General features: G+C 60.0%; 23 protein-coding genes. 14 read left to right on the top strand and 9 right to left on the bottom strand.

The features are described 5' to 3' along the window. Positions 1 to 63: 63 nt before the first annotated feature. The 8 genes from FHT78_RS05420 to FHT78_RS05385 all read right to left on the bottom strand — a co-directional run bounded on the left by FHT78_RS05420 (position 64) and on the right by FHT78_RS05385 (position 9435). Positions 64 to 1824 (bottom strand): penicillin-binding protein 2, encoded by a 1761-nt coding sequence (locus tag FHT78_RS05420; protein ID WP_183741357.1) that lies wholly within the window; start codon positions 1822 to 1824, stop codon positions 64 to 66. A 333-nt stretch (positions 1825 to 2157) separates the two neighbouring features. Then, positions 2158 to 2643 (bottom strand): NUDIX domain-containing protein, encoded by a 486-nt coding sequence (locus FHT78_RS05415; protein WP_183741860.1) that lies wholly within the window; start codon positions 2641 to 2643, stop codon positions 2158 to 2160. A gap of 31 nt (positions 2644 to 2674) precedes the next feature. After that, positions 2675 to 2878, bottom strand: coding sequence for a hypothetical protein (locus FHT78_RS05410; RefSeq protein WP_183741355.1), 204 nt, complete (start codon positions 2876 to 2878; stop codon positions 2675 to 2677). A 704-nt stretch (positions 2879 to 3582) separates the two neighbouring features. Further along, positions 3583 to 4407: a transglutaminase family protein gene (locus FHT78_RS05405; RefSeq protein WP_183741353.1), complete on the bottom strand. Its 825-nt coding sequence runs from the start codon at positions 4405 to 4407 to the stop codon at positions 3583 to 3585. Between the two features lie 12 nt (positions 4408 to 4419). After that, positions 4420 to 5361, bottom strand: a complete 942-nt coding sequence (locus tag FHT78_RS05400) for an alpha-E domain-containing protein (protein WP_183741351.1) — start codon at positions 5359 to 5361, stop codon at positions 4420 to 4422. Continuing rightward, positions 5361 to 6770: a circularly permuted type 2 ATP-grasp protein gene (locus FHT78_RS05395; RefSeq protein WP_183741349.1), complete on the bottom strand. Its 1410-nt coding sequence runs from the start codon at positions 6768 to 6770 to the stop codon at positions 5361 to 5363. The genes FHT78_RS05400 and FHT78_RS05395 overlap by 1 nt, the downstream gene beginning before the upstream one ends. 297 nt (positions 6771 to 7067) lie before the next feature. Then, positions 7068 to 8792: a DEAD/DEAH box helicase gene (locus tag FHT78_RS05390; RefSeq protein ID WP_183741347.1), complete on the bottom strand. Its 1725-nt coding sequence runs from the start codon at positions 8790 to 8792 to the stop codon at positions 7068 to 7070. Between the two features lie 331 nt (positions 8793 to 9123). Continuing rightward, complete coding sequence (locus FHT78_RS05385) at positions 9124 to 9435, bottom strand: hypothetical protein (protein ID WP_183741345.1); 312 nt, start codon at positions 9433 to 9435, stop codon at positions 9124 to 9126. Between FHT78_RS05385 and FHT78_RS29120 the strand changes: the two genes are divergently transcribed. Together FHT78_RS29120 and FHT78_RS05380 are read left to right on the top strand one after the other, a co-directional pair. Continuing rightward, positions 9434 to 9595, top strand: a complete 162-nt coding sequence (locus FHT78_RS29120; protein WP_210289747.1) for a hypothetical protein — start codon at positions 9434 to 9436, stop codon at positions 9593 to 9595. The two genes, FHT78_RS05385 and FHT78_RS29120, sit on opposite strands and share 2 nt — an antisense overlap. 161 nt (positions 9596 to 9756) lie before the next feature. Further along, the gene (locus tag FHT78_RS05380) at positions 9757 to 13143 is read left to right on the top strand and encodes a response regulator (RefSeq protein ID WP_183741343.1); all 3387 of its coding nucleotides are present in this window, start codon (positions 9757 to 9759) and stop codon (positions 13141 to 13143) included. Here the strand turns inward: FHT78_RS05380 and mnmD are convergent. Continuing rightward, complete coding sequence (gene mnmD / locus FHT78_RS05375) at positions 13137 to 13859, bottom strand: tRNA (5-methylaminomethyl-2-thiouridine)(34)-methyltransferase MnmD (RefSeq protein ID WP_183741341.1); 723 nt, start codon at positions 13857 to 13859, stop codon at positions 13137 to 13139. The genes FHT78_RS05380 and mnmD overlap by 7 nt on opposite strands. Here mnmD and FHT78_RS05370 point away from each other — a divergent pair. From FHT78_RS05370 to FHT78_RS05315, 12 genes are all read left to right on the top strand, one after another. Next, the gene (locus FHT78_RS05370; protein ID WP_183741339.1) at positions 13858 to 15036 is read left to right on the top strand and encodes an FAD-binding oxidoreductase; all 1179 of its coding nucleotides are present in this window, start codon (positions 13858 to 13860) and stop codon (positions 15034 to 15036) included. The genes mnmD and FHT78_RS05370 overlap by 2 nt on opposite strands. A 116-nt stretch (positions 15037 to 15152) precedes the next feature. After that, positions 15153 to 15860: a DUF1045 domain-containing protein gene (locus tag FHT78_RS05365; protein ID WP_183741337.1), complete on the top strand. Its 708-nt coding sequence runs from the start codon at positions 15153 to 15155 to the stop codon at positions 15858 to 15860. A gap of 99 nt (positions 15861 to 15959) precedes the next feature. Then, positions 15960 to 16895, top strand: coding sequence for an allantoinase PuuE (gene puuE, locus FHT78_RS05360; RefSeq protein WP_183741335.1), 936 nt, complete (start codon positions 15960 to 15962; stop codon positions 16893 to 16895). Then, a complete protein-coding gene (uraD, locus tag FHT78_RS05355) occupies positions 16882 to 17379 on the top strand; it encodes a 2-oxo-4-hydroxy-4-carboxy-5-ureidoimidazoline decarboxylase (protein WP_183741333.1) in 498 nt (165 codons plus the stop codon). The genes puuE and uraD overlap by 14 nt, the downstream gene beginning before the upstream one ends. Beyond that, the gene (alc, locus tag FHT78_RS05350; protein WP_183741331.1) at positions 17380 to 18402 is read left to right on the top strand and encodes an allantoicase; all 1023 of its coding nucleotides are present in this window, start codon (positions 17380 to 17382) and stop codon (positions 18400 to 18402) included. A gap of 57 nt (positions 18403 to 18459) precedes the next feature. Next, positions 18460 to 18750, top strand: coding sequence for a nucleotidyltransferase family protein (locus FHT78_RS05345; protein WP_183741329.1), 291 nt, complete (start codon positions 18460 to 18462; stop codon positions 18748 to 18750). A 32-nt stretch (positions 18751 to 18782) separates the two neighbouring features. Continuing rightward, positions 18783 to 19109, top strand: coding sequence for a HepT-like ribonuclease domain-containing protein (locus FHT78_RS05340; protein WP_246715092.1), 327 nt, complete (start codon positions 18783 to 18785; stop codon positions 19107 to 19109). 4 nt (positions 19110 to 19113) lie between these two features. Beyond that, positions 19114 to 19614 carry an ureidoglycolate lyase gene (locus tag FHT78_RS05335; RefSeq protein WP_183741325.1) on the top strand — a complete coding sequence of 167 codons (501 nt, stop codon included), beginning with the start codon at positions 19114 to 19116 and terminating at the stop codon, positions 19612 to 19614. Next, a complete protein-coding gene (uraH, locus tag FHT78_RS05330) occupies positions 19611 to 19967 on the top strand; it encodes a hydroxyisourate hydrolase (RefSeq protein WP_183741323.1) in 357 nt (118 codons plus the stop codon). Before FHT78_RS05335 ends, uraH begins: the two co-directional genes overlap by 4 nt. Position 19968: 1 nt before the next feature. Then, positions 19969 to 20739 carry a metallophosphoesterase family protein gene (locus FHT78_RS05325; protein ID WP_183741321.1) on the top strand — a complete coding sequence of 257 codons (771 nt, stop codon included), beginning with the start codon at positions 19969 to 19971 and terminating at the stop codon, positions 20737 to 20739. Positions 20740 to 20976: 237 nt separating this feature from the next. Continuing rightward, entirely contained in the window at positions 20977 to 21282 is a 306-nt protein-coding gene (locus FHT78_RS05320) for a hypothetical protein (RefSeq protein WP_183741319.1), read from the top strand. 22 nt (positions 21283 to 21304) lie between these two features. After that, entirely contained in the window at positions 21305 to 21679 is a 375-nt protein-coding gene (locus FHT78_RS05315) for a hypothetical protein (RefSeq protein WP_183741318.1), read from the top strand. Positions 21680 to 21708: the final 29 nt, after the last annotated feature.

Here is a 21708-nt window from a genome sequence, read left to right as displayed (position 1 = left end):
TGAACATTGAAAAGGCGGAGCGAGAGCTCCGCCTTTTCAGTTCGTCGAGAGCTCCGCGGTGTATCAGTAGTTGACCAGCAATTCCTGGCTGTCTTCACTGCCAAACCGAGGCGTGACGCCAAGCAAGGCGGCCGTCCGAGCGATGATTTCCTTCGTCATCGGGGCGGCGGTGGAAGCCGCTGTTCGCCCTCCGTGGACGCCGGTCTTTGGAGCATCAATTATGGTCAGAACGACGAATTTCGGCTTGTCCATCGGGAAGCCCGCCACGAAAGCGTTGAAGTTGATGTCGCTGGCATATCGGCCGTTGATCACCTTATCCGCCGTCCCGGTTTTTCCGCCGACGTTGAAGCCCTCTACCTGTGCGGCACGACCGGAACCCTTTAGTCCGTTCCAGGTGTAGAGGTATCGCATATCAGCGCTCGTTTTTTCTTTGATGACGGCGCGTGAAATGCTGGCTGCCTGGTCTTTCGAGCGCGGGAGAAAGGTCGGGTTGATCAGGCTTCCGCCATTGATCAGAGCTGCGGCCGCGGCAGCAGTTTGCAGCGGGGTGGTGGCGACCCCATGACCGAAGGAGATGGTAACGGAATTGATCTTCTTCCATGTCTTGGGTTGCGTGGGCATCGCAACTCCCGGCATTTCCGTCTCCATTTTCGAAAGAAGTCCAAGCCTCGTCAGGAATTCCCGATGACCGTCGATCCCGACCTTATCGGCAACCGCAGCAGTGCCGATATTCGATGAATACTGAAACACTTCAGGGATCGTGAGCGGCCGATTCTTGCCCTTGAAGTCTCTGATCGTAAATCCGCCCATGTGGATGGGCCGTGACGCATCGACAACCGAGTTCAACGTTATTTTCTCGGCATCCAAACCCATCGCCAGGGTGAAGCTCTTGAAGGTGGAGCCCATTTCAAAGGTGGCATTGCTGATCCGATTGAACCAGCCTTTTTCATATTCCTTGTCCACAGTGCCGTCAGGAAGCGTGCGGGAAGGCTGGTTCGGATCGTAATCGGGAACCGAGGCCATGGCGATAACCTCGCCGGTTTCCACATCAAGGATCACAGCGCCGGCTGCCTCGGCTTGATAGTCCTTCATCGCGCGTGCGGCGACTTCACGAACAATATGCTGAACACGAACGTCAATCGACAAACGGACAGGCTCAAGCCGCGTATCATTCGTCAATCCTGCAGCTCTCAGATCGGCATATCCTTGCTGATCGATATACCGCTCCATGCCGGCAAGGCCGAGATTGTCGATGTTTACATGACCGACGATATGGGAGGCGCTGACGCCGCCGGGGTAGAAGCGCCGCTTCTCCGGACGAAATCCTATTCCAGGCAAGCCGAGGGCGAGTATATCGGACTGCTGTCGAGGCGTGAGTTGTCGCCGTAACCACTGGAATGCGGAGCCTGACCGAAGCTTTTTATAGGTTTCGCCCCAATCGAGATCGTGAAGGACCGTGGCGAGCTTTTCCACCACCTCATCGGCATCGACAATGCGCCGGGGCTCGGCATAGAGCGACACGGTGTTGATATCTGTCGCCAGCAGTTCCCCATTCCGATCCAGGATATCCGGGCGGGAGGCTACGGCGTTGTCACCGAAATGGATCGAGCCGGCGACGACAGGCTCTGCCGTTCCGTATTGAACGAGGCGCGCGCCAATTGCCAGATACATGACCGCAAACCCGGCGATCAAAATGGTCAACCTCTGCCGCGCGTCTCGCTTGCGACGCTCGGCAGCCCCGATGAAGGCTGCCGCGTTCGCGCCGGTCTTGCCTTGCAAGATGAAATGTGCGCGGCTCTTAAGCCGGACCACAAAAGCGATCATTCCGATCAACGACCATTCAAATGCCAGTGAACTCCACGGTCCGGGACCGCCGGATTGGAAACCTGCACTTGAATAATCCAAGAACCAAGCGGAGCCTTGGTAGAGTGCCTCACGCGGTTGAATCTGCCTTAATATACATTTAAAATTGCAGAAGGCCGCTCTGCGTTTCGTTAACTAATCGCCCGCTTGGTCGGCTCTGGCTTTGGCCCTGCATCTGGCCGCCGTTTTCGACCTTGACGATGAGCGACAGCTTCTCGGCCGGCGCGCGGATACGCAAGCCTGAAACGGGTATCGCATCGATCAGCCTGCGGGAGAATGGCCAGGGTGACAGGCTTACGGCGCCTGCGCGTCCCTCTTTCCCTTTTTCTTCAAAAAATCCTGCAGGATCGGTCTTTGCCCCTTGTGCATTTTGAACTCTGCCTCCTCGGCGCAAAACCAAGCGGCACGATCGACTTCGGGAAAAACCTCCGTCTTTCCCGAGTGGGGCGGCCATTCCATTTTAAAGGTTGAACTGAGCTCGGTTCTGGGCTCGAAGCCTCTCTCGGCTTCCGTCAGCCAGACGATGACAAGTTTTCCCCCAGGCTGCTTGTATTCGCCAAGCCGCTCAAAGGGGCCGGAAACATTGACCCCAAGTTCCTCAAAAGTCTCCCGGCGGGCAGCGGCAAGTTCATCTTCGCCCTCTTCGACAAGACCCTTTGGTATCGACCACGCGGCCTCATCCTTTCCCTTCCAGAACGGTCCGCCGGGATGGACGAGCAGCACTTCCACCGCAACATCGACAAAACGGTAAATAAGGAGCCCTGCGCTTCGAACAGCCATCGTGGATTCCTGACGTTGACCAGGGAAGGCTCTAAACAGCTGAGGGCGAAATGCGGTCGGAAGGTGCCGCCACAAGTTCTGCCATCATTTCCTTAGCCCGGACGATGGCCGCCTCGTCTGCGCTGCCGGGTTCCGCCGACATTCGAACAGTAATCAGGTCGTTCCCTTCGCCACGGAATTCCACAGTGATCGTTCCGGCCGTGGTTCGTGCAACGTTCGTATTTTCCAGACGCATCGCGACCTCCTTTGAACAAGCGTATCATTTTCGTGCGAAAATGGACATTGACGAACCTGTCTGAAAGTGGCGGAGGCGAACGCGATAAACCTTAATTCTATGTCCGGATGGTCCGAATGGGAATGGTCTGGCGTCAAGCCATCGCGAATGTCGTCTGGAAGGACCAAGAGTGCTACCAAGCGACTTCGTCTCACCCGGTCCAGCGATGCGTGAAGAGGCATCAGCGATAAATGCGCTCGCCTCGGGAGGCGCAACACCTTGCGTAGTCGCCTGTTCACCAGTCGTGCCTTCGCCGCAGCGGCAAGCTGTATCCCAGAGTATAGGTGGCTCCACCTTTGCGTATGATTCTCAGCGCGACCTCACCGCAGCTAATCTCTCGTCGGACAACCAATGGAGAGTTCGATGAGAACGAAGTCCGAAGTATCCGAGATGCCGATTTTCCCGCTCTTTGCGATCGGTACAACTATGCTTGCAATCATCCTGTATCTGGTCGCTTCCCAGGCGCTATTGCCTAAGCCACGTGGAAACCGCGTCTACATACCGTCGGCCTACGGCGTCTCGGATGTTCTACCTTCGGCGCATGACACAGTCGCGTCATCCGAGTTCGCCTTCGAAAAGCCGAGATACACCTTGTCACGGTAAAGGAACGCCGTGCTTAGGAGCTGCGAGCCCGTGCGCCTCATCGACCGGCAAACCCGTCCGCTTCAGCTCTGGCTTTGGCTCTGAATCTGGCCGCCGTTTTCGACCTTGACGGTGACCGAGAGCTTTTCGCCGGGCGTGCCGATGCGCATGCCTGAAACGGGTGCAGCGTCACGGTAGCAGAGGCCGGAGGCCGTGCGGACATAGCGGTCATCGGGGCAGATCTTGTTGGCGGGATCGAAGCCGACCCAGCCGAGGCTTGGAATATGCGCCTCGGCCCAGGCATGTGTGGCAGCCTGCTCGACCTTTTCTTCCATCATCAGGTAGCCGGAGACATAGCGCGCCGGAACATCCAGGGCACGTGCGGCTGCAACGAAAATATGGGCATGGTCCTGACAGACGCCGGTCTTCTTCTCCAGCGCCTGTTCGGCCGATGTCTCTGTGCTGCTGGTGCCGGGCTTATACTCCACCGCCTCGTGGATTGCCGCCATCAGAGCATGCATGCGGGCGAGTTCGTTCTCGCCGGTCACGCCCTTGATCAGCTCCTTGACCAGCTTGCCGCTCTTGGTCAGCGGCGTCTCGCGCAGGAAGAGCCAGAGCGGGCAGAACCCGGTATGGGGACCGGTCACGCCGTTGCGGTCTTCCGTTTCGACTTCGCCTTCGGCGACGATGCGGGTCACCTGCTGCTCGCCTTCCAGCGAGACGAGGTTCACATGATTGCCGAACTGGTCGTCGTATTCGACTTCGGGCTTGGCGCCTTCGACGTGCAGCGACCAGTTGATCACGCTCTGGCCAACGGTCGTCGGCGGCGTCAGGCGCAGCCGCTGCAGGGAAAACTGCGCCGGTTCGTCGTAGCGGTATTCGGTGAGGTGGCTGATCTTCAGTCTCATGATCTGACCCGCTTAAGCATAGAACCGGTAGCCATCGGAGATCTCATTGCCGAGCTTGTTGTTGTGCGCGACGAAATCCTCGAGGAACTCATGCAGGCCCTGATCCATGACATCCTTGATGTTCAGGGTCTGCAGTGTGGTGCGGATGGCATCCGCCGTATCGTGCGCCGGCAGCCGCTCGCCATAGTCCTTGGCGATATAGCCAAGATTGCTGACGATCTTCTCGTAGGAATAGGCAAGTGAGCGCGGCATCTGCCCGTTCAGGATCAGGAAGTCGGCGATGTTCATGGCGCGGTATTCGCCGTCATAAGCCCAGCTATAGGAGCGGTGGGCAGAAACCGAACGCAGGATCGACTCCCATTGAACGTTGTCGACCGATGAACCGACCTGCGAGATCGATGGCAGCAGCACGTAATATTTCACGTCGAGGATGCGGCTCGTATTGTCCGCGCGCTCGATGAAGGTGCCGATGCGGGCGAAATTATAGAGCTCGTTGCGCAGCATCGAACCATGGAAGGCGCCGCGGATGAGGCCGGCGCGATGCTTGATGACATCGATGACTTCAGGCAGTTCCGCCGCCTTCAGCTTTTTCGACAACAGCTCCTTGAGATCGATCCAGCATTCGTTGGTCGCTTCCCAGGTCTCACGCGTCAGCGCGGTGCGCACCATGCGGGCGTTGTTGCGGCCGAAATCGATGCACGACATGACGCTCGACGCGTTCTGACGGTCGCGTAGCATGTAGTCGATGACGTCAGGGCCGGTCAGCTTCGAATGGCTCTCGTCGTAAAGTTCGCGCACGCCGGCGCTCTGCAGAACGCCATCCCAATTGTCATCACCGGCGTCGCTGCGCGTCAGCGACATGCGCAGGCCGGCATCGACAAGACGTGCGATATTTTCGGCGCGCTCGATATACCGGAACATCCAGTAGAGCCCGTTTGCAGTTCTTCCGAGCATCAGTCCTCCAATACCCAGGTGTCTTTGGTGCCGCCGCCCTGGCTGGAGTTGACGACCAGCGAGCCCTGCTTCAGCGCCACGCGGGTGAGCCCGCCCGGAATGATCTGCACCTTGTCGGAGACCAGCACGTAAGGGCGCAGGTCGACATGGCGGGGTGCGATGCCCTTGTTGACGAGGATCGGAACGGTGGAGAGCGACAGCGTCGGCTGAGCAATGTAGTTGCTGGGCTTGGCTTTCAGCTTGTCGGCGAAATCGGCGCGTTCCTTCTTGGACGCGGTCGGGCCGACGAGCATGCCGTAGCCGCCGGAGCCATGCACCTCCTTGACGACCAGTTCTTCCAGATGCTCAAGCACATATTTCAGGCTGCCGGCTTCCGAGCAGCGCCAGGTCGGCACGTTCTCGAGGATAGGCTTGCGGCCGGTATAGAACTCGACGATCTCGGGCATATAGGAATAGATCGCCTTATCATCGGAAATACCGGTGCCGGGCGCATTGGCGATTGTGATGTTGCCGGAGCGGTAGACATCCATGATGCCGGGAATGCCGAGGGCCGATTCCGGGCGGAAGGTGAGGGGATCGAGGAAGTCGTCGTCGACGCGGCGGTAGAGCACGTCAATCGCCTCGTAACCGCGCGTCGTGCGCATCTTCACCTTGCCGTCGATGACGCGCAGATCCGAGCCTTCGACCAGCTCGACGCCCATCGTGTCGGCGAGGAAGGAATGTTCGTAATAGGCGGAATTATAGATACCGGGTGTCAGGACCGCGACACGCGGCTTGCCCTTGCAGCCGGGAGGAGCGAGCGACGCCAAGCTCTGGCGCAGGAGATAGGGATAGTCCTCGACGCGCTGCACCTTGTTCTCGTGGAAGAGTTCAGGGAACATCTGCATCATGGTTTCCCGGTTTTCCAGCATGTAGCTGACGCCTGACGGCGTGCGGGCATTATCCTCCAGCACATAGAACTGGTCTTCACCTGTTCGTACGATATCGGTGCCGACGATATGAGTGTAGACGCCGCCGGGCGGCCGGAAGCCGATCATCTCGGGCAGGAAGGCAACATTTTTCTCGATCAGTTCGCGCGGGATGCGGCCGGCGCGGATGATTTCCTGCTTGTGGTAGATATCGTCGAGGAAGGCGTTCAGCGCGATCACCCGCTGCTCGATGCCCTGGGCAAGCTTGCGCCATTCGCGGGCGGAGATGATGCGTGGGATGATATCGAAGGGGATGAGTTTTTCGGAACTGTCGGCGTGGCCGTAAACCGCGAAGGTGATGCCGGTTTTGCGGAAGATGTTTTCAGCGTCGCGGGACTTTGAAATCAGGTGTGCCCGGTCTTGGCTGTTGTACCACTCAAAGTATTTTTCATATGGCGCTCGGGGACTTTCGTCTCCGGTGATCATTTCATCAAATGCCAAAGGTGTGGCTCCCCTTTTTTGTTCATTTGAATACAACGCAAAAGGCAATGCAAGAACCATGCACAGTTCGCATGGAAGATTCATAAAATCTTCTGCGATGCAAAAGACGGGTCAAAAACTGGGCATTTATCGGGATGGGGCGGGAGGCCGCCCTGCGTTAATTCGCTGTCGGCGCACAAAAGATGAGCAGGTGATTATTTCCTGCTCGGGCGACGGATCAAACTCGTCCGCGCCGGCGACCGAAGGACGGCCAAAAGAAAAGGGCCGGATCGCTCCGGCCCTACTAATATCGTTAGCTTAAGCGCGTTCGCGACGCGGGCCGCCGCCATTGCGGCCCTTGCGGCGCAGACCGCCATTGCCCTCGCGGCGCTGTTCGCCCTGCGGCTGCTGGTCGCCGTGATTGCGCGGCGGGCGGCCATGGACGTGCTGCTTGTGGCCGCGGTGATGGCCGGTCGCTTCCGTCTGGGCCGGGCGCTGATGCTGATTGCGGGCCGGGCGGAAATCCGAGGTCGAGGCCAGATCATTGTCCGGGCCGAGATCCGGAGCCTGCTCGTTGCGGCGCTGGCCGCGGAAATCCTGATTGCGATTGTTGTGCTGAGGGCGGGCGCGGCGCTCTTCACCGGCGCGTACTTCAGTGACGTCGCCATCGTGACGCGGACGGCGGTCCCCATGGCCGGGACGGCCGCCATTGCGGGTTTCGCTGCGTCCGCCTTCACGACGTTCGCCGCCTCGGTGGCCACCTTCGCGACGCTCGCCACCTTCACCACGGCCACCGTGGCCGCGCTGCTGGTTCTGGCCGCGGCCGCGATTGTTGCTGCGGGGTGCAGAGGCGCGCAGGTCAACCGGCGGTTCGCCGCTCGCCACCGCGATGCTGATGCCCATCAGCTTTTCGATATCGCGCAGCAGGCGCGCTTCGTCGGGTGCGCAGAAGGCAATCGCGATGCCGTCGCGGCCGGCACGGGCCGTGCGGCCGATGCGGTGCACGTAGGCGTCAGGCACTTCCGGCAGGTCGTAGTTGAAGACATGGCTGACGGCAGGGATATCGATGCCACGGGCGGCGACGTCGGTTGCGATCAGCGTCTTGATGGCGCCGTCGCGGAAGCCCTTCAGCGCACGCTCACGCTGGCCCTGGCTCTTGTTGCCGTGGATGGAGGCGACGGAATAGCCGACCTGCTCCAGATGCTTGGCGAGCTTTTCAGCGCCATGCTTGGTGCGCAGGAAGACGATGGCGCGGCCATCGGGGTTTTCGGTCAGCGACTTCTTGAGCAGAACCGTCTTGTCGTTCTTGCCGGGGACGAAGTGCACATATTGTTCCACCTTGTCGGCAGCCTTGCCCGGAGGCGTCACTTCGACCTTGACCGGATCTGTCAGATAATCGCCGGCGAGATCGGCAATCGCCTTCGGCATGGTGGCCGAGAAGAGCATGGTCTGGCGGCGCTTCGGCACCATCTTGGCGATCTTGCGCAGGTCATGCACGAAGCCGAGGTCGAGCATCTGGTCGGCTTCGTCGAGGACCAGGTAGCGCACGGCCGTCAGCGTGATGGCGTTGCGGTTGCAGAGGTCGAGCAGGCGGCCGGGCGTGGCGACGAGGATGTCGGTGCCCTTTTCGAGCTGCAGCTGCTGCTTGTTGATGGAGACGCCCCCGACGACGACATTGATGCGCAGCGGCGACTTGCGGATGAATTTCCGGAGGTTGTCGGCGATCTGGTTAACCAGTTCGCGGGTCGGGGCCAGGATCAGCGTGCGAACGGAGCGGTTGTCGGGACGCTTTTCTTCCTTGAGCAGGCGCTCGATGAGCGGCAGGCCGAAGGCAGCGGTCTTGCCGGTGCCGGTCTGGGCAAGGCCGATCAGGTCGCGGCCCTGGATGAGAAGTGGGATAGCCTGTTCCTGAATGGGCGTCGGCGTTTCGATGCCGAGCTGGAATAGGGTGGCGACGACCGGCTTGGAGACACCGAGCGATTCAAAATTGGTCAAGTCATAACCTTTTAGGGCGCGCCAAACATAAACGCCGGATCGCGACATTGCGGTCCGGTGTCAATCTGGCGTCAAGAACCCCGCGTGAAATGGGAACTTGTAAGTTGGAAAAAGCTTTCCAGCGCGTCTTGCCGCTCTTGGGTCGCGGCATTATCGGAATGCGCTCTGTCCTTCTTCAGCATCTGTTGCAGTGGCACGCTCACGCGGCGGCCGGAAGGTGAAAGCTGAGTGCCATGTGGTCTATTTCACGCCGAAAGTCAAGAGGATGGGCCGACGATGACCTCGGCAGGTATGGAAACGACGAAACGTTCCGGTACCGAAACTCGTCACCGCATTGGACCGGCGCCGCCGGGAGGTCGATCGGCGCCGGATGCGTTTTTTAGTCAGGGCAGACTTTGACGCGGTAGGGGTTGCCCCAATCATCGTGCCGCCATTCGATATGGCAATAGGACGGACGGTAATAGGTCCGGTAGACGGGATATGGGCGATAAACAGGGTAGGCGGGATAAGCCGGATACGCGGGACGTGAGGCGATCGCCCCACCCACAACGCCGCCGACGACGCCACCGGCAAGGCCGCCCCAGAAAGCATCGCCGGAACGGGCGTTCGCGGTCCCGGCCGTTGCCAGTGAGGCGCCGGCAAATGTCAGTGCAATCAGGCCCGCCGCCATTGTCTTATGAAGAACGGACATGTCGAATTCCTTTCGTGGTAGGCTCGTCATTGAAGCCATCGCCAAAATCCGCTGCGATCACGGCGCGTTAATGGTCGCGCAAGCCGCGGCGGGATTAAATTTTCTTCATATTTCTTGCCTACCCGAACTGCCTGGCGGCGTTTCCCTCGTGAGCTTCTGACCATTTCAGCTTCGTGCAAGCCTTTGTCGCCACTTTGTTCCTCAAATTCATAAGCTGGCTCGGACTCGTCGCCTGTGGAGTTTATGGTTAACAGCTTGTTAAAGGCCTTGGTCTTATAGTTGTTCTCAGAGATATTTCATTCATTGCGGGAGTGATGATTTTTGAATTCTACCGGGGAACTCCTAGAGCTGGCCTGCAGCCGGATCGCTGATCTGGATACCCCGGCCTATGTCAAAAACAGCGAACTTCGCTATGTCGCCGTCAACGAGGCCTATGCCCGTTTCTTCGGCCGCGAGATTTCCGACTTCATCGGCCGGCGCAGCCGCGAACTCTTCGACCGTCCAGAAGAAGAGGAGCGCGAGGACCGCGAACGCCGCGCGCTGGTGTTCGGTACGGAAGAGAGCGCCATTTCCTTCGATGCGGCCGGTCTCAGCCACGAGCGGGTGCTGATCGAGAGCTTTTCGCCCTCGCATGACCGCGCCTATGTGCTCGGCATTTTCGAAGCACGCGAGCCGCGCCGCGCCATTCCGGAGGTTGCCGATACGATGGCGGCCGATCTCGGCCGCATCCGCGCGGCGCTCGAAAAACTCGGCCATCCGATCGGCATCTTCGCCGAGGACGGCCGGCCGCTGGTCGTCAACGCCGCCTATCGCAATGGCAGCAGGTATGCGCCGGATGGCAGCAATTCTGCGCAGGCGGGTGAGGCTGCCTGGCATGAAAGCGTGCGCGAACGCGACCTGTTGCGGACCATCATGGAGGATCTTCCGGTCGCCGCCTTCGTGCGCGACGAGGAGCATCGGCTGGTCTATGCCAACCAATATTACGAGACCTTCACCGGCCACGCCCGTTCCAAAGCGCTTGGTATGACCGAGCATGAGATGTTCGGGCAGGAGGCCGGCGAGGCGATCTATCAGGAAAACCTGGAGGCGCTGCAAAACGGCGTGTTGACGGAGGTCGAAAGCGCCCTGCCGAATACAGACGGCGAAATCTTCCAGGTGATTTCCCGCGTCAACAGGGTGGTCACGCCTGACGGCAAGCGCTATGTCGTCGGTTCCTTCTCCGATATCACGCCGTTGAAAGCGCGCGAGAAGGAATTGATCGAGGCGCGCGAACAGGAAGAAGCGCTACATCAGGAAATCGAGAGCATCCTGCGCTCGCTTCCGGTCGGCGTGCTGATCCTCGATAACGATCACACCATCCTCTATGTCAACGACGAGTTCTACAGCATCTGGGAGCTGCCGCTCGACGACCGTTTCGATGGGCGGCCGTTCATCGATGTCATCAAGCGCAATTACGAACTCGGCCGCTACGGCGACACGCAGACGCCGGACGAGATCTATACCTTCCGCAAGGGGCTTTTCGAGGCGGCAAACCCGGAGCCGATCCAGCTCGACTGGGCGGCCGGGAAGTCCGTCATTTTCGATTCCAGGCGTATTTCCAGCAACCGCATCCTGCTGACCTATTCCGATATTTCCGCCGTGCGCGAGCGCGAGCAGGAAATCCATGAGGCGCGCGCTGCCCTGGAAAGCCTCGGCGAGATGATGCGCGATGCGACGCATGCCATGTCGCAAGGGCTCGCAATCGTCCAGGACGGTGCGATCAAGCTTTCCAATGACGGGCTTGCCGAAGTGCTGCGCATTCCGGCGGAACTGACTGAGACGGGCAGGGAATGGGGCGATTTCTTGCAGTTCTGCGCCGATCGCGGCGATTTTGGCGACAAGGCGGCCGAAACGCTTGAAGAATGGCGTACCAATATTGCCGCGCGCCAGCCGATCTCCACCGTCTTCCATATCGGGGGTGAGCGCTGGGTAAACATGGAAGCCACCATCAGCGAACGGCGGCATTGGGTGGCGCTCTTCACCGACGTCACCGAGATGAAGCAGCGCGAGGAAGAGCTGACGCAGCTTCTGTCGCGGGCCGAGGCTGCCGATCGCGCCAAGTCGGAATTCCTCGCCAATATGAGCCATGAGATCCGCACGCCGATGAACGGTGTGCTCGGCATGGCGGAACTGCTGGCCAAGACCAATCTCGACACCCGCCAGAAGACCTTCGTCGACATTATCGTTAAGTCGGGCAATGCGCTCTTGACGATCATCAACGACATCCTCGATTTCTCGAAGATCGACGCCGGGCAGATGAAGCTGCGCAAGGCCGCCTTCGATCTGGTTGAGGCCGTCGAGGATGTGGCGACGCTCTTATCTTCGCCGGCGGCAGAAAAGGACATCGAGCTTCTGGTGCGCGCCGCGCCTGATCTGCCCGCCGCCGTCATCGGCGATGCCGGGCGCTTCCGCCAGATCGTCACCAATCTCGTCGGCAATGCTGTCAAATTCACCGAGCGCGGCCATGTTTTCGTCGATATCGGTTCCGAGCAATCCACTGGCGGCGAGATCATGATCAGCATCCGCGTCGAGGATACCGGCATCGGCATTCCGCCCGAGAAGGTGGAAACGGTCTTCGACAAATTCTCGCAGGTTGATGCCTCATCGACCCGGCGGCATGAGGGGACCGGCCTCGGCCTTGCGATCACAGCCGGTCTCGTCGATCTCTTCGGCGGCTACGTCAATGTCGAAAGCGAATGGGGCAAGGGTTCTGTCTTTACCGTCAAGCTGCCTTTCGCAGTCGCTGCCGCGCGCATCGAACCGAAACCGCTGCCGATCAATGTGCAGGGTGCCCGCATCCTTGTTGTCGACGATAACGAGGTCAATCGTCGTATCCTGACCGAACAGCTTAGCCTCTGGGGCTTCGACGGGGTCGCCGCGGAAGGTGGGGCAACCGGTTTTGCCATTCTGAACGCTGCCGCCGATCTCGGTATCAAGGTCGATGCCGTCGTGCTCGACTATCATATGCCTGACATGAACGGCGCAGAAGTAGCCCGCCGTCTGCGCGCCGACAGCCGCTTCTTGGATCTGCCGATCATCTTTCTGACCTCGATGGATATTTCCGGCACGGAGAAGGAATTTGCGGCGTTGAACGGCCATGCGCATCTGATGAAACCGGCGCGCGCCAATTTGCTGCGCAATACGGTCGTCGAACTGGTGCGGGCAAGCCGTGTCAAACGGGCTTCCGAGGCCGAAATTGCAAGGCTGCAAAAGGAGGTCCAGGCACCGCCTGCGCCTGCGCCGATCCCGCAAAAGCGGAAGGCCGACTTCGTCGATGTTCTCGTTGCCGAAGACAATGAGGTCAACCAGATCGTCTTCACGCAGATCCTGCAGGGAACGGGGCTTTCCTTCCTCGTCGTCAATAACGGTCAAGAGGCGGTGGAGGCCTGGGAGCGGCATACGCCGCGGCTGATCATGATGGACGTTTCCATGCCTGTCATGAACGGTCATCAGGCGACCAAACTGATCCGCGAGAAGGAACAGGGGCAGGGCCATCGCGTGCCTGTCATCGGTGTGACGGCACATGCGCTGGAAAGCGACCGCGAGCTTTGCCTCGATGCGGGGATGGATGATTATATGTCCAAGCCAATCAGCCCCGAACTTCTGGAGGATAAGATCCGCCAGTGGCTTGGCCGTAGTGAATTGCAGCCGGGCCGCTCGGGCTACTGATTTTTCACACCGCAGAGCATTTCCCGCTTGCCCGCAAACCCCTTGCGCCGCTCGACAATGAAGCCGGCCGCCGCGAGGTTGCGGCGCACGAAGCCTGCCGCGGCATAGGTCGCGAAGCTTCCGCCGGGAGCGGTCTTTTCGCAGACGAGGCGCATCAGTTCTTCCGACCACATGTCGCTGTTGCGCGATGGGGCGAAGCCGTCGAGATACCAGGCATCGAAACCGGAAGCCGCCGCAGTGACGCCTTCGAGCGCGCGGCCGCAGACGACGCTGAGCCTCGTCTGTTCGTCGAGGTCGAGGGAGACGATGCCGTCAGGGCCATCCGGCCAGAGGGCAGCGAGTGCCTGGCGTTCGGGGTCGATTTCCGGCCAATGGGCAAGCGCACGGTCGATCTCCTCCCGGCGCATCGGGTAAAGCTCGAAGGACATGAAATGCAGATGCTGGCCCGGCCGGCGGCAGAGTTTCCACCGCCGCCATGTCTCGGAGAAATTCAGCCCGGTGCCGAAGCCGAGTTCGCCGATGCGAAAGCTCGTGCAGCCATTCCACCGTTCTGGCAGGCCGTTTCCGGCGAGGAAGACGTGGCCGCATTCCAGCCGTCCGTCGGTCTGGCAATAAAAGTGGTCGCCAAAGGCGGTTGAATAGGGCATATCGCCGTCGCGCCATTCGAGGGGCTGCGGCTTGCCCGCGCCGATCTGATCGGGATTGATGTCTGTCATGGAAAAAGCCGATAATCCCGCCCCGGCCCCGGGTCAATCATCGATCGATCTCCTCATCGTCGGCGGCGGCATCATGGGCCTGTGGGCGGCCGTTCATGCCGAGCGCCGCGGCCTCAACACCCTGCTTGTCGATACAGGCCGACTCGGCAGCGGAGCAAGTGGCGGGCTTCTCGGCGCGCTGATGCCGCACATGCCGGATCGCTGGTCGGAAAAGAAGCAGTTTCAGTTCGATGCGCTGGTTTCTCTGGAAGCTGAGATTGCCGCCATCGAGGACGCGACCGGGCTTTCGGCGGGCTACAGACGCTCCGGCCGGCTCATTCCGTTGCCGAAGCCGCATCTGCGCAAGATCGCGTCGGGCCATTCCGAAGATGCAGAGCTGCACTGGAGAGCGGGAGAGCGGCGTTTTCATTGGCATGTGCTGGATCGGCCACCAGGTCAAGGCTGGATCGATGCGGCAGCCGGCGAAAGCGGTTTTGTGCATGATACGCTTGCCGCCCGTGTCGCTCCTCGTCTGCTTATCGCTGCGCTCAAAGCCTTTCTGCGCAAGGCGCGGCATGTCCGGGTGCTGGAGAATACGGAGGTAACGGAACTCCATCCGGCGCGGGGGACGGCGGCGATCGAGGGCGGAGTGATCGCTTTCAGCCGCTGCATCCTTGCCGCGGGATATCGCTCGTTTCCCTTTCTGGAGAAGCTGACGCCACGGTTGCAGAAACCTCTCGGGCAAGCTGTGAAAGGGCAGGCGGCGCTGCTTGCGGCCGATATCGATCCCGGCCTGCCGACGATCTTTCGCGATGGCCTCTATGTGGTCGCGCATGAGGGCCGGCATGTGGCTGTCGGCAGCACGAGCGAGAATAGCTTTGCCGATCCCTTTTCCACCGATGAGCAGCTCGACGCGCTGATCGAGGCCGCCCGCGAGATGGTTCCCGCGCTGCGTGACGCGCCTGTCATCGAGCGCTGGGCCGGATTGCGCCCCAAGGCGATCGACCGCGATCCGATGGTCGGCGCCTATCCCGAGAATCACAATCTCATTGCCCTGACCGGCGGTTTCAAGGTCAGCTTCGGGCTCGCGCACCGGCTTGCGGAAGCGGCGATATGCATTGCAAGCGATGCAAATACAGAATTTTTGTTGCCGGAAAGCTTTGCAATTTCAAGCCACATCGCAGTCTCTTCACGTTAAACGTGAATTAGAAGACGCTCCGCTTCGTTATTCTGTCATGCAAATCACCTATCTGCTTGCGCATCGGCGGCGCGGGAGCGATCCGCGCCCACTTCAATCAGATGGAGGAAAATTGCATGCGCTATGCCATTTGCTTCACGCCATCAGCGAGCGATCCGCTCTCGCATGTGGCGGCCAATTGGCTTGGCCGCAACGTATTTTCGGGCGAAATGGTCGAGCCGCCGGCAATCCGCGGTCTCGGCATCCACGAGATCGCCTTTCATACGGCAGTGCCCCGCCGCTACGGATTCCACGGTGTGCTGAAGGCCCCTTTCCATCTCTCGTCCGACGTGTCCGAACCGCAACTTCTGCGCGATCTCATGCGGTTCTGCGGGACGCTTTCGCCTTTCCGGATTCCGCGTCTTGAAGTTGCGCGTCTCGGCACTTTCTACAGCCTGTCGCCGATCCGCCCCTGCGATCAGCTTCATCACCTCTCTTGCGCAATCGTCCAAGAGTTCGACCGTTTCCGCGCGCCCCTCAGCGAGGCGGATATAGAGCGCAGCGATCCTGACGGACTTTCGGCGGCGCAGTTTGCGAATTTGCATCGCTGGGGCAATCCTTATGTGATGGACGAGTTCCGCTTCCATATGCCGGTCACCGGGCCGGTCAATGCCGTCGATATGCCGCGCATCGAACAGGCGCTGCGATCGATATTCGATCCGGTGCTTGCCGAGCCGGTAACGGTTTCGAGTGTCGCGCTGATGATCGAGGAAGGTGCCGGCGGCCCGTTCCGGGTGCACTCGCTGCATCCGATGGGCAGGGTGAGTGCGCGCAAGATCGCCTGAGGCTCGCATCTCGGGCTGAAGGTCAGATACGCACTTTTACGCCTCGACTTTCCGCGCACGGATGCTACCGTTTCACCTGTCTTTTCAAAAGGTGATTTGATGGTATCCGAGACCTATCCGCGCAATCTCATCGGTTATGGGCGCAAGACGCCCGACCCGAAATGGCCCGGCGAGGCACGCGTTGCAGTGCAGTTCGTCATCAATTACGAGGAGGGCGGCGAAAGCTCGATCCTCGATGGCGATCCGGCTTCGGAAAACCTGCTGTCGGAAATCGTCGGCGCGCAGCCCTGGCCGAACCAGCGCAATCTCAACATGGAGTCGATCTACGAATACGGCTCCCGTGCCGGCTTCTGGCGGCTCTGGCGTCTTTTCACCGACCTCAAGGTTCAGGCGACCGTCTATGGGGTGACGCTTGCCATGGCCCGCAATCCGGAAGCAGTCGCCGCCATGAAGGAAGCCGGCTGGGAGATCGCCAGTCACGGCTATCGCTGGCTGGAATACAAGGATTTTTCCGAAGATCTTGAGCGCAAGCATATTCTCGAAGCTGTGCGCCTGCATACCGAGCTGACGGGGGAGCGGCCCTATGGCATGTACCAGGGCAAGCCTTCCGACAATACGCTGCGGCTGGTGCAGGAGGAGGGCGGTTTCTTGTATTCGTCGGACTCCTATGCCGACGATCTGCCCTATTGGGTCAAGAGCGTCGACGAAAGTCCCTTCCTGATCATCCCCTATACGCTCGAAACCAACGACATGCGCTTTGCCACGCCGCAGGGCTTCAATTCCGGCGATCAGTTCTTCACCTATCTCAAGGACGCCTTCGACACGCTCTATGAGGAAGGCAAGGAAGGCAGCCCCAAGATGATGTCCGTCGGCCTGCATTGCCGTCTCGTCGGCCGGCCCGGACGCGCAGCGTCGCTCAAGCGGTTCATGGAATATGTGCTGAAGCACGACAAGGTGTGGATCCCGCGCCGTCTCGAGATCGCGCAGCACTGGCATCAGAACCATAAGCCGGAACGATCTGATGATTTCGCGTGATGAATTTGTCTCCCGCTTCGGCGGGGTGTTCGAGCATTCGTCCTTCATCGCAGAGCGGGCCTATGACGACGGCTTTGTCGGCGAGAAGCTGACGGTGGATCGCGTGCATACGGAGCTCGTCGCCATTTTCCGCGCGGCGAGCAGGGAAGAGCGCCTCGGTGTGTTGCGCGCTCATCCCGATCTTGCCGGGCGGCTGGCGATATCGGGTGAGCTGACGGAAGACAGCCGGAAAGAGCAGGCCGGTGCCGGGCTCGACCGGTTGAGCCCGGAAGAACACGCGCGTTTTACCGAGCTTAATACCGCCTATACGCAGAAATTCGGTTTTCCCTTCATCATCGCGGTGAAGGGGCTGAACAAGGACGATATCCTTGCCGCTTTCGAAAAGCGGATCGACAATGATAGCGACGAAGAATTCGTGACTGCCGCAGCTGAGGTCGAGAAGATCGCGCTGCTGCGCCTGACATCCATGCTTCCGGAGACCTGAATGACCGTTATGACCGATACCAGCCTGCCAGCTTTCGCCACGGGCGCCATCAATCTTGCCTCGGCCCGTCTCGGCGCCAAGGGTCTCTACGCCACGGACGAATTCTTCGCGCCGCTGGAGCGCATGCTGCAGGACGTGCCGGCAAGCTTCGATCCGGATCTCTACGACGATAACGGCAAGTACATGGACGGCTGGGAAAGCCGCCGCAAGCGCGTGCCCGGCCATGACTGGGCGATCGTGAAGCTTGCCATGCCGGGCCGCATCTTCGGCTTCGATGTCGATACCAGCTATTTTACCGGCAATTATCCGCCGCATTGCTCGATCGAGGCTGCCTTTCTCGAAAGCGGCGATCCTGATGATGCAACGTCGTGGACGGAAATCCTGGCGAAATCGCCGCTTGGCTCCAGCGCCCATCATTTCTTCGAAAATGCCGACAAGGAGAAGATCTGGACGCATCTGCGCCTGCATATCTATCCGGATGGTGGCGTGGCGCGTCTTCGCGTCTATGGCTCTGCCTATTTCGACTGGTCGAAGGTCGGGCCTAGTGAGGAAGTCGATCTTGCCTATATCTTCAACGGCGCCAAATCGCTTGCCTGGTCGGATGCGCATTACGGCCATCCCGACAAACTGCTCGGCCCCGGCCGCGGCCTCAACATGGGCGACGGCTGGGAAACCAAGCGCCGTCGCGGACCGGGTCATGATTGGGCGATCATCCGTCTCGGCCATGCCGGCACGATCAAGCGCGTGATCGTCGATACCGCCTTCTACAAGGGCAATTTCCCGGACACATGCGAACTCTTCGGTGCCTATCTGCCCGATCTCGGCGATACGCTGTCTGAGGCCGATATTGCGGCTTCGGAAAACTGGAAGCCGATCCTGCCGCGCAGCAAGCTGCAGATGGATCACATCCACGAATATGGCAGTGACGCGATTGCCGATGTCGGGCCGATCACGCATGTGCGCTACGCCATGCATCCGGATGGCGGCACAATGCGGCTTCGGCTCTACGGGGTGAAGGCTTGAGTTCTTTTCTCTTTCAGTCGCGTCCCTTATATTCTCGGCATCAGGAGTGATGCCGCGATGAGGCCGTCGGAAGTACTGGAAAAGAACAGGCAGGCGATCCGTGAAGCGACCAGGCGCTTCAACGCGGCGAACCCGCGGGTCTTCGGCTCCGTTGCCCGCGGCGAGGATCGGCCCGACAGCGATCTGGACATTCTCGTGGATGCGCTTCCCGGAACGACCCTGTTCGATCTCGGCGGGTTGCTGGAGGAATTGCAGGATATTCTCAAGATCAAGGTGGACCTCGTGACGGCGGGCGGATTGCCCGAGCGCATCAAGCATCGTGTTCTATCAGAAGCCGCCGCCATATGAACCGTGAGCGCCTTCTCGAATATGTGGATAGGATGCAGGAGGCCGCTCAACAGGCTTTCGATCTGACAGAAGGCATGAGCCAGGAGCAGTTTCTCCATGACGTTCGCACACAATTGGCAGTGACGATGTCGCTGGTGCTGGTCGGGGAAGCAGCCGCACGGATTTCGGCCACCGATCCGGGTTTCATGCAGGTTCACACCGAGATTCCCTGGTCGCGGATCAAGGGGATGCGAAACCTGATCGTTCACGATTACTACCGGGCCGAACTGTCTGTCATCTGGCAGACGGTCAGAAACGATTTGCCGGCCCTGGTTTCCCAGCTTGAAAATGTCCGCCACTGGCGGGTGCAAGGCGAATAAGATCGTGTCCCGATTTCTCGACATACAGCCCCTCACCAAATCCGCTTTCGCAGCCTTCGGCGAGGTGATCGAAGCCGATCCCGCAACCATGCGCTATATCAACGGCGGCAATACCGAGCGTTTTCACGCGCTTGCTGTGCCTGACGTCGTAGGTGAGGGTGCGCATGTCATCATCAACCTCTTTCGTGGCCAGCCGCGCGCTTTTCCCTATGACGTCGGCATGATGGAGCGGCATCCTTTCGGCAGCCAGAGCTTTTCACCGATATCAGGCCATCCCTTCCTCGTCGTCGTTTCCCACGATGAAGGCGGACGTCCAGGCCGTCCGCAAGCCTTTCTCGCGCGCGGTGACCAGGGGGTGAATTATCGGCGCAATACCTGGCATCATCCGCTGATGGCGCTCGGCGAGCCGAGCGATTTTCTCGTTGTCGACCGTGACGGGCCGGGCAGCAATCTGGAAGAATTCTTTTTCGACGAACCCTTCATTATCAAAGAGCCAGGCTTATGACCGGACTGACCACGCATGTTCTCGATACTGCTCTCGGCAAGCCGGCACAGGGGCTGCGGATCGACCTCCTTCATATCGAGGGTGAGCTTCGCCACCATATCAAGACCGTCGAGACCAATGCCGATGGCCGCGTCGATGGCGGGCCGATCCTGACCGGCGAGAGCTTTCGCGTCGGTACCTATGAACTGCTTTTTCACGCCGGCGACTATCTGAGGGCAAACGGCACGCCGCTGCCGCATCCTGCCTTCCTCGATCTCGTGCCAATCCGCTTCGGCATTGCAGATACGTCGGCGCATTATCACGTGCCGCTGCTGATCTCGCCCTACGGCTATTCCACCTATCGCGGCAGCTGACATGCGTTTTGCCGCGATCGCCGATATCCATGGAAACTACCCCGCACTGGACGCCGTGCTGGCAGACATCGCTGCCCAGGGAATTACAGATATCGTCAATCTCGGCGATTGTTTCAGCGGTCCGCTGGAGGCGGGCAGGGTGGCGGACCGGCTTCTATCGCTCTCTATTCCGACCGTGCGCGGCAATCACGACCGCTATCTGATCGAAGGACCGCTGGAGGAAATGCATATATCGGACGCCGCCGCCTATGCGCAGCTAGGTGCTGCCCATTTAGAGTGGATGCGGTCGCTGCCGGTCGACCTGATCTACCGGGACGAGGTCTATCTCTGCCACGCAACGCCTGAGGATGACAACCTCTACTGGCTGGATATGGCCGTTGCCGATGGAAGCGTGGTGCTCAGGCCGCAGGCGGAGATCGAAGCGCTGGCGGAAGGTGTCGACAGCCCGTTGATCCTCTGCGGCCACACGCATATTCCGCGCATGGCAGCACTTTCCGGCGACCGCCTGATCGTTAATCCCGGCAGCGTCGGCGCCCCGGCCTATGACGACGACAAGCCTTATCCCCACAGGGTTGAAACTGGCCACGCGATGGCGAGTTATGCGGTGCTGGAAAAATCGGCCGGCGGATGGACGACGCAATTCCGCAATGTCCGATACGACAACATGGCCATGTCGGCGCTCGCAGAAGCCAATGGCCGGCCGGAATGGGCTGCCGCGCTTGCAACGGGCCGGATGCCCTGGAGCATCCCGCCCGAAAAAGATACGGTTTGAATATTATCGATGAAAAGCCTTCCTTAAAGCCAGCCACCGAGGGACATGGGAAGGGCCGCGCGCCCGTCGCCATTTCGGCCGGATGCCAAGCCGGCAACAAACGGCGCCGAGTGCCATTCTTCATGCAGAACGAGCGATGTTCCGCATTCTTGATTCAAATCAAAGAAACACGCGACCGGCAGGTTCAATGTTTGCTTGTCAATGTGGCTGCCCGTGCAGCTCGCGGAGGATTGTTCAATGGCGAACTTAACCCTGCATGCCCATTCCGAGGGATCTCCGGCAATTCCGGCGCATGTCTCCGTTCCGGTGCTTGGCACGACGCTCGCCGCCTTTGCGACCATTTCGTTCCTGCTTTGCATGCTGCTCGGCTTCATTGCCCCTGAATGGGGTCTGCACCGGCCGTGGCTGCAGTTCTATCTGGGGCTGACCGGCTTCGATCTGCGAAGCCTGGCGCTGGGAGTTCTCCAAAGCGTCGTCTTCGGTGCCTATGCGGTAGCATCGATCGGAGCTATCTTCAACGTCATCAGTCGACGCTTCGGCTGATCAGGGGAACGGAGCCGCTCACATGGTCGCCGACCACCGCAGGTTCGCATGGTTGAACGCAATGCTGACTGTCCTGGTCGCGCTTGCGCTTCTCTTCATGCCGGCCGCAGGCGTGGAGGCGATGCAGTGCCATGACCGCCCGCTTCATGAGCAGGCCGGTATCGGACACCCCTCCGTCCAGCAGGACGTCCACGCCTCTCCGCAGGGCGGCCTTCACACTCCCGGCCACAAGAGCTGCTGCGCGGTCCCGTGCGGTTTCTGTCTTGTCTTGCTCGGCGTAGATCGGGCGGAAGCTTCGGGAGCCATGGATTCCTCTCTCCACTTCGCATGGGCCGATCAGACCGGCAGCGGTCTGGCGCTTGCGCCGATGCTCGGTCCTCCTCGTCTTCCGGTCTGATGATTGCGGAGCCGCCTGCCGCGGCATCC

The organism is Rhizobium sp. BK196 (genome assembly GCF_014193255.1).
Lineage (GTDB): Bacteria > Pseudomonadota > Alphaproteobacteria > Rhizobiales > Rhizobiaceae > Rhizobium.
This window is presented reverse-complemented; position numbering and strand designations above follow the sequence as displayed.